Origin of the sequence: Clostridium celatum (assembly GCF_021412605.1) — a bacterium.
GTDB classification, from domain to species: Bacteria; Bacillota; Clostridia; order Clostridiales; family Clostridiaceae; genus Clostridium; species Clostridium celatum.
Genome location: NZ_JAJKGM010000038.1, coordinates 23,182 through 31,483, shown reverse-complemented (window position 1 = coordinate 31,483; position 8,302 = coordinate 23,182). Strand labels below are relative to the sequence as shown.

The following is an 8,302-nucleotide window of genomic DNA, read 5'->3' as shown; positions in this document are numbered from 1 at the left end:
GCGGGTATCGTATATCGGTAATACTCCAGCCTTCCAAGCTGGAAAGGTGGGTTCGATTCCCACTACCCGCTCCATAAAAAAAGACAACTTTTTAAGTTGTCTTTTTTATTTTTAATATAAAAAATAAAAATTATAATAAATAGAAATTTTAAATTAATATAAAAAAGTATTTTAAAAATAAAAAAAGCTTGTACTATGTGAGATAGTGCAAGCTTTAAATTTTAAATTAAATATCTTTAATAAATATTATTTATTATTCATATAATTTATTAATAGCTAAATAGTAACATAATTTATTAATAGTTAAATAGTAACTTTTAATTTAGATGTATTATTTAATTTAAAAGTTTTAGGGGATGTACCAGTTACCTTTTTGAACATTTGACTGAAGTATGAAGGATTAGAGAAACCTACAATGGTAGATATGTCTCTAACAGAATAATTAGTTGTAGTTAATAAATTTTTTGATTCATTAATCCGCTTGTTTATTAAATAATTGATAGGGGAAATACCCATTTGTTTTGTAAATAGATGTACTAAATGAAATTTATTAATATAAGTTAAGTTAGATAAAATATCTAATGTTATATTTTCCGAATAATGAGAGTCTATATAATTTTTTATTTTAATACACTCTATGTTAAGCTTTTCAGAAGTATCTGTAATAAGTAGAGTTGATTTTGAATTTCTAGAAATGTAAATAATAAATAATGTTAATATGCTTTTACATACCAACTCATAATTTTCTTCTTTGCTTTCAACTTCTCTCATAAGTCTATTTAAGTAATATAAAATTTCATTTTTATTATGATTAAAATTTAAAATTTTATAAAATGTTAAGTTTATTACTTCATCTTTTAGCTCTGTTATCCCCCTATTTGCTAAAGATAAATTATTAATACCAAAAACTATATATTCTAAAGCTTCATCATTGTCAAATGATGATTTTTCAGTATGAGGACAGTTTGGATTAATTATAATTAAATCTCCTTCTTTAACGGAAACAACTTTATCGTCTATTTCCATAAGTCCTTTTCCTTTAGTAATGAAAAATATTTCAGTGAATGGATGCACATGTGCTGTGCTATGCCAATCTTTACCATAAATAGATTTGCTAATGTAAAGTAGTTCAAAATTTATGTTGTAAATATTTCTCTCATTTACTATGTACCTAGTATTACTCATAAAACACCTCTTTTTACCCTTTTAATTAATTATAACATTAAAACCAAAAAAATAAAATAATGTAAGTATTTTGATTATATTGTTATCATACGCAATATAACTAAAAAAGTAAGCAATAATTTAATTGTGTAAAGGATTAGATATTTGTAAAATATGATTAAAGAGGGCAATAAGAAACAAAACAGGAGGATTTATTATGAGTAAGGGTAGAGTTACAATACCAACAGATGATAATTTTTTAAAAGAAACAATGGAGATAGCAGAGAAATGGGGAGCTGATGGAATAAGAGATTGTGATGGATTTAAGCTTCCAAGAGAAATTAAGGGGATGGCTGAAAGAATTTATTCTACTTATTTTGTTGCACGTGGTGATAATGCGTGGGCTGAGGCTAATAAAGAAGAATTACAGCAAACTTATTTAATGACAAAGCATCATGTCGCTGTTGAAGATAAATTAACAATAAAAATAATGGATGGCTACTTTGCTGAGCAAGTTAGACCAGATACATACCATGATATAAAAACATGGTGGGAGGTAATAGATAGAACAACTGATGAAGTTATTGATACAGATAAATGGACATACAATGAAGAAACAGAAGAAGTAACTATAAATGATGTTTGTAAGTGGCATGAATATACAGTAACTTTTTTAGCTTATTGTATTTGGGATCCAACTCAAATGTATAATCATATTACAAATAATTGGGGGGATAAGCCTCATGAAATGCCTTTTGATGCAAGAAAGCCAAAAACTAATGAGTATATATTTAAGGCAATGCATAACTGGCTTGATGAACATCCAGAAGCAAATGTAATTAGATTTACAACATTCTTCTATCACTTTACATTAGTATTTAATGATTTAGCTAAAGAAAAGTTTGTAGATTGGTTCGGATATAGTTCAAGTGTAAGTCCAGAAGCTTTAGAAGCATTTAGAGAAGAAAAAGGATATTCATTAAGACCAGAACATATTGTTGATCAAGGGTACTATAACTCAACATTTAGAGTGCCATCAAGAGAATATATGGATTATATAGATTTCCAACAAAAATTTGTAGCTGAAAATGTTAAGAAACTTGTAGATATAGTTCATCAAGAAGGAAGAGAAGCTATGATGTTCCTAGGTGATAACTGGATAGGAACTGAACCATATGGAAAATATTTTGAATCAATAGGATTAGATGGTGTTGTTGGATCTGTTGGTGGTGGAGCAACACTTAGAATGATTTCAGATATACCAGGTGTTAAATATACAGAAGGTAGATTCTTACCATATTTCTTCCCAGATACTTTCTATGAAGGAAATGATCCAACTATTGAAGCTATAGAAAATTGGGTAACAGCTAGAAGAGCTATTATGAGAAAACCAGTAGATAGAATAGGATATGGTGGATATTTATCATTAGCTTATAAGTTCCCTAAATTTGTTGAATGTATTGAAGGCGTATGTAATGAATTTAGAGAAATTTATGATAACATAGCAGGAAATAAACCATATTGTGGATTAAAGGTAGCGGTATTAAACTGTTGGGGAAAATTAAGAACATGGCAAACACATATGGTTGCACATGCTTTATGGTATAAAAAGATATACACTTACTTAGGAATTATAGAGTCTTTAAGTGGAATGAGTGTTGATGTTGAATTTATAAGCTTTGATGATATTAAAGAAAATGGAATTCCAAGTGATATAGATGTAATCATTAATGCAGGAGATGCAGGTACAGCATTCAGTGGTGGAGAAAAATGGTTAGATAAAGAAATAATCACTACTTTAAGAGAATGGATTTATAATGGTGGTGGATTTGTAGGTGTTGGTGAACCATCTGCAGCACTTGATGGAGGACATTTCTTCCAATTAGCTGAAGCTTTAGGAGTAGATAAAGAATTAGGATTCTCATTAAGCACAGATAAATACTTTAAAACAGAATTGGACAAACATTTCATTACAGAAGATGTAGTAGAAGAATTAAACTTTGGAGAAGGACAAAAAGATGTCTATGCTAAGAGCAAAGATACAGAAATAATTTGCTATAGAGATGGTGATTTATTAATGTCTTCTAATGATTATGGTAAAGGAAGAGCTGTTTATATTGCTGGATTACCATATTCAATCCAAAATACTCGTATTCTTATGAGAAGTTTATTCTATGCAGCACATAAAGAACACGAAATGAAGAAATGGTATGCAGATAATATTTATTGTGAAGTATCAGCATACTTAGAAAGCAAGAAGTATGCAGTAATAAATAACTCACATGAAACTCAAGTTACTAATGTATATGATGGTGATGGAAATGTAACAACAATGGAATTAAAACCAGGAGAAATTAAGTGGGGTTACATCAACTAAAATTTAATAATTAGTAAATAGATTTTTAAATAAAAAGATTAAAATATTAAAATTGGCAGATAGTAAATTAATATGTTTATAACTTATAATATTTTACTATCTGCCATTTAATAGCTAAGTTAGTAACTAAAATTGGAGGTTATATAGATGAAACCAGTATTAGTAATAATGGCAGCAGGGTTGGGAAGTAGATATGGTGGATTAAAGCAAATGGATAAAATAGGTCCTAATGGAGAAAGAATATTAGAGTTATCTACTTATGATGCAATAAAAGCAGGATTCGAAAAAATAGTTTTTATATTAAGAGAAGAAATAAAAACAGAGTTTAAAGAATTAATTGGCAATAAGTTAGAAAAGTATGCAGATATACAGTATGTCATTCAAGATAAGAATATTTTACCGGAAGGCTATAGTGTACCAGTGGGCAGAAATAAACCATGGGGAACAGGACATGCAGTATTATGTGCTAAAAATGTAGTTAAAGGTCCATTTGTAGTAATAAATGCAGATGATTTCTATGGAAGGGAAGCATTTAAAAATATATATAACTTTTTAATTAAAAATAATGATGAAAATCAATATGGAATGATTGGATATACATTAGCAAATACTTTGTCGGAGTATGGACATGTGGCAAGAGGTATTTGTGAAGTTGAAAATGAATATTTAAAAGAAGTAGTTGAAAGAACTAAGATAATTAAAAAAGGAGAAGCTGCATTCTATACAGAAGATGAAGTTAACTGGATAGAATTAAATTATAATAGTACGGTTTCTATGAATATGTGGGCATTTAATAAAAATGTATTTGAAGAAATTGAAAGTGGATTTAGGAGATTTTTAGATACCGAGGTGAAAATAGATCCATTAAAGAGTGAATATTATATTCCTTCGATTGTAAATTCGCTTTTAAAAAACAATAGAATAACTGTTAAGGTTATACCTTCACAAGATAAGTGGTATGGAGTTACTTATCAAGAGGATAAACATATAGTTAGGTCAGCCATAGAGAAATTAATAAAAGATGGTATTTATACAACTAATATATGGAAGGAAATTAAACCAAAATGTACAATGAATATTTAAATTTAACAAGAGAAGCTTTAGATGCTATTGACTTTGAAGGTAAAATTTCAGAGGTTAAGTTATTTGGTGGTGGAATTATAAATGATACATTTCTAGTAGAGAGTAAATTAAATGATGGTAATGAAGAAAAATTTATTCTTCAAAGAATTAATCATTCAATATTCAAAGAAGTAGATAAGCTTATGGAGAATTATTGTAATGTGTGTAATTACTTAAAAGAAATAGTAAAAGAAAATGGTGGAGATATAGAAAGAGAGACAGTAACAGTTATACCAACTAAAGAAGGCAAGAGTTATTTACAGGACTCAAAAGGGAATTATTGGAGAGCCACAAAGTTTATAGAGAATACAATAACCTATGAAACTATAGAGTCATCAGATGATTTTTATAAAACAGGCAAAGCCTTTGGTAAGTTTCAAAGTATGTTATCAAATTATGATGCAAAAAAATTATATGAATCTATTCCTAATTTTCATAATACAAAAGAAAGATTTAAAACTTTTTTAATAGCTATAGAAAATGATAAAGCTGGAAGAGTTGAGGAAGTTAAAGAGGAAATAGAGTTTATTCTTTCTAGAGAAAAAGATACTACAGTTTTGATAGACATGTTAGAAAGTGAACAATTACCGCTTAGGGTAACTCATAATGATACAAAACTTAATAATATTCTTATAGATAAGGAAAGTAAAGAAGGTATTTGTGTTATTGATTTAGACACGATAATGCCAGGTTTATCATTATATGATTTTGGAGATGCAATAAGAACTGGCTCTACTTATGCTAAAGAAGATGAAGTGAATTTAGATAAAGTATATATTGATTTAAAACTTTTTGAATCATTCACTAAGGGGTTTTTAGAGGGTACTAATTCTACTTTAACAGAGAATGAAGTTAAAATGTTGCCGATGGGTGCAAAGGTAATAACATTAGAACAAGGCATTAGGTTTTTAACAGATTACTTAAACGGAGATATTTATTATAAAACAAGCTATGAAAATCAAAATTTAGATAGAACAAGAACACAACTTAAATTAGTAAAAGATATGGAATCTAAATGGAGTGAATTAAATAAAATTATAGAAAGATATATGTAGAACCTAAATTAAAAGATAGAAATAAGTAAGGTTAATAAGAATAGTTAAAAAGTTTTAATATTACAATTAAAAAGATAATAAATTTAAATTAAAAAAATTACAAAAATACAATGTTATAACATAAATTGGTGAATCACAATGGCGATTCACAAAAAATATAATAAAATTAAGAACAAACGCAACATAACTAAAATAAAAGACAATATATAAATTGATTTTATATACCAAAAGAAGGTATATTATATATATAGCAAGTGAATATTTTGCTTAAATTGGGTAAAAAAGGGGAGAATTTTTTATGAAAACAAAAAAGATTTTAGGGATTTTATTAGCAGCATCAATGTCAGTTTCTTTAGTTGCATGTGGCTCAAATAATGATAATGCTTCAAATGAAGACGATAATAAAAGTGTAGCTGTAGATAGTGAAGCAAAAGGGGAAATTACTTATTGGTCAATGTGGAGCAATACAGAACCACAAGCTAAAGTAATTCAAGAAGCAATTGATGCTTATACAGAAGAAACAGGGATTAAAGTTAATGTAGAATGGAAAGGTCGTGATCTTGGAACAGTTCTTCAAGCAGCTCTTGAGGCCGGGGAAGAAATCGATTTCTTTGATTGGGATTACCAAAAAATAGCATATGAATATAAAGATAAAGTAATGAGTTTAGAAGATATGGCAGAGACTGCTGGGTATAATGATTATGCAGCACCAGTTTTCCCAAATGCAGTTAGAAAATGGGCTGGAGATTTAATAGCTATACCATATCAACCATATACATCAGGAATTTACTATAATAAAGCTATGTTCGAAGAAGCTGGAATAACTGAAGATCCACAAACTTGGGATGAATTCTTAGCTGCTTGTGAAAAGTTAAAAGGAATAGGGGTTGCACCACTTGCACAAGATGATGCTTATGTAATGTATACATTTGGTTATCACTTAGCTCGTTATATTGGACAAGATGGAGTAACTGATGTTGTTACAAATGGAAACTGGGCTGAAAATGAAGCGGTACTAAAGGCTGCTCAAGATATAGTAGATTTAATTTCAAATGGATACTTATCTGAATATGCTCCAGGTGCATATCCAGAAGGAGAAAATGAAGTTGGTTATGAAGAAGCGGCAATGGTTGTAAATGCTTCTTGGGTGCCAGCTGAAATTACTAACAATACAAATTGTGATTTAGAATGGGGAATGTTTAACTATCCATCAGTTGACGGAGGAAAAGATCCAAATACTATAGCAAACGTTGGAGCACAAGGATTTGCAATTAATAAAAATAGTAAAAATGCTCAAGCTACATTTGATTTAATAATGAAGATAACTTCAGGTGAATTTGATCAAAAAATGGCTTTAGATTGTACAGGTATCCCATCAGATACAAGAAATACTGAATGGCCAGAAGATTTACAAGGAACAAAAGTGGCATTTGATGCTTTAACAGATGTTTATGATTGGAATATGGGATTAAATGAAAATCCAGATATTACAGAAACAATTCAAACAAATTGTTTACAATTATTTGAAGGAAAGCTTACTGCACAACAATTCGTAGATGCTATGGAAAAAGCAACAAATTAAATAATATAAAAGGAATATTGTAGAATTATGAGGGGATATTGTAGTTTGCAATAGTCCCCTTATTATATCTACTAATTTTGGGGGAGGACAGATATGAAAAAAAATAAAACTATGATTATTGCTTTTATCACACCAGCAATCCTTTCTTTTGCCATTATGTTTTTATATCCGGTTTTAAGAACAGTTTTTATTAGTTTTTTTTCAGTAGAGAGTGTAACAGCGCCTACTGATAAATGGGTTTCAGTTGGAATTGATAATTATATCAAAATATGGCAAAATAATGCGTTTAGAGTTTCGATGTTTAACATATTTAAGGTGTGGTTAATTGGAGGAGCAATAGTATTGTCAATTTCTTTACTATTTGCAGTAATATTAACTAGTGGTGTGCGTTTTAAGAGCTTTTGGCGTGCAGCTATATACTTACCAAACGTTATTAGTGCAGTTGCATTAGCAACTATGTGGTTACAATTTGTATTCCAACAAAAGTATGGATTAATAAATGGATTTTTTAAAGCAATAGGAGCAGAAAGTCTAGCAAAAATAAATTGGTTGTCTAGTGATATGAAATTCTGGGCTATGCTTATTGCATTCTGTTTTGGATCTGTTGGATATTATATGCTTATATTCTTAAGTGGTATTGAAAGAATTCCAGAAGAATATTATGAGGCGGCAACAATAGATGGAGCAAGCAAATGGAAACAATTCACTAATGTTACAATGCCTTTATTAAAGGGAGTATTTAAGACTAACTTAACTTTCTGGAGTATAAACACAGTTATGTTCTTTGTTTGGTCAAAAATGTTCTCGCCGTTAACAAGTGAAGAGTCAACTATAACACCTGTAGTATATATGTACAATACTGTGTTTGGTACAACTGGGGTTAGTAATCGTGATGCAGGAAAAGGGGCAGCAGTTGGTGTTACACTTGCAATTATAGTTGTATTAATATTTGTTGTTATGAACTTTATAATAAAAGATGAAGAGGTAGAGTATTAGAAGGAG

Annotated in this window: 6 protein-coding genes and 1 tRNA gene; 6 read left to right on the top strand and 1 reads right to left on the bottom strand. The window is 29.2% G+C overall.

The features are described from left to right. Window positions 1-74, top strand: a tRNA-Gly gene (locus LPC13_RS13465). A gap of 229 nt (window positions 75-303) precedes the next feature. On the opposite strand, the gene LPC13_RS13460 is transcribed toward LPC13_RS13465, so the two are convergent. Beyond that, window positions 304-1,185: an AraC family transcriptional regulator gene (locus tag LPC13_RS13460; RefSeq protein WP_005214648.1), complete on the bottom strand. Its 882-nt coding sequence runs from the start codon at window positions 1,183-1,185 to the stop codon at window positions 304-306. A gap of 196 nt (window positions 1,186-1,381) precedes the next feature. On the opposite strand from LPC13_RS13460, the gene gnpA reads away from it, so the two are divergent. From gnpA to LPC13_RS13435, 5 genes are all read left to right on the top strand, one after another. After that, a complete protein-coding gene (gnpA, locus tag LPC13_RS13455; protein ID WP_195245558.1) occupies window positions 1,382-3,541 on the top strand; it encodes a 1,3-beta-galactosyl-N-acetylhexosamine phosphorylase in 2,160 nt (719 codons plus the stop codon). A 147-nt stretch (window positions 3,542-3,688) separates the two neighbouring features. Continuing rightward, entirely contained in the window at window positions 3,689-4,624 is a 936-nt protein-coding gene (locus tag LPC13_RS13450) for a nucleotidyltransferase family protein (RefSeq protein WP_195245557.1), read from the top strand. Then, window positions 4,606-5,718 carry a phosphotransferase enzyme family protein gene (locus LPC13_RS13445; RefSeq protein WP_040419834.1) on the top strand — a complete coding sequence of 371 codons (1,113 nt, stop codon included), beginning with the start codon at window positions 4,606-4,608 and terminating at the stop codon, window positions 5,716-5,718. The genes LPC13_RS13450 and LPC13_RS13445 overlap by 19 nt, the downstream gene beginning before the upstream one ends. Window positions 5,719-6,016: 298 nt before the next feature. Then, a complete protein-coding gene (locus LPC13_RS13440) occupies window positions 6,017-7,300 on the top strand; it encodes an ABC transporter substrate-binding protein (RefSeq protein ID WP_005214654.1) in 1,284 nt (427 codons plus the stop codon). 93 nt (window positions 7,301-7,393) lie between these two features. Next, on the top strand, window positions 7,394-8,296 hold the full coding sequence (locus LPC13_RS13435) for a carbohydrate ABC transporter permease (protein ID WP_234088891.1): 903 nt from the start codon (window positions 7,394-7,396) through the stop codon (window positions 8,294-8,296). The last annotated feature ends 6 nt before the right edge of the window (window positions 8,297-8,302 follow it).

Excerpts from the sequence above, each read along its gene's own strand:
- LPC13_RS13460 (WP_005214648.1), bottom strand. The coding sequence starts at position 1,185 with ATGAGTAATACTAGGTACATAGTAAATGAGAGAAATATTTACAACATA.
- gnpA (WP_195245558.1), top strand. The coding sequence starts at position 1,382 with ATGAGTAAGGGTAGAGTTACAATACCAACAGATGATAATTTTTTAAAA.
- LPC13_RS13450 (WP_195245557.1), top strand. The coding sequence starts at position 3,689 with ATGAAACCAGTATTAGTAATAATGGCAGCAGGGTTGGGAAGTAGATAT.
- LPC13_RS13445 (WP_040419834.1), top strand. The coding sequence starts at position 4,606 with ATGTACAATGAATATTTAAATTTAACAAGAGAAGCTTTAGATGCTATT.
- LPC13_RS13440 (WP_005214654.1), top strand. The coding sequence starts at position 6,017 with ATGAAAACAAAAAAGATTTTAGGGATTTTATTAGCAGCATCAATGTCA.
- LPC13_RS13435 (WP_234088891.1), top strand. The coding sequence starts at position 7,394 with ATGAAAAAAAATAAAACTATGATTATTGCTTTTATCACACCAGCAATC.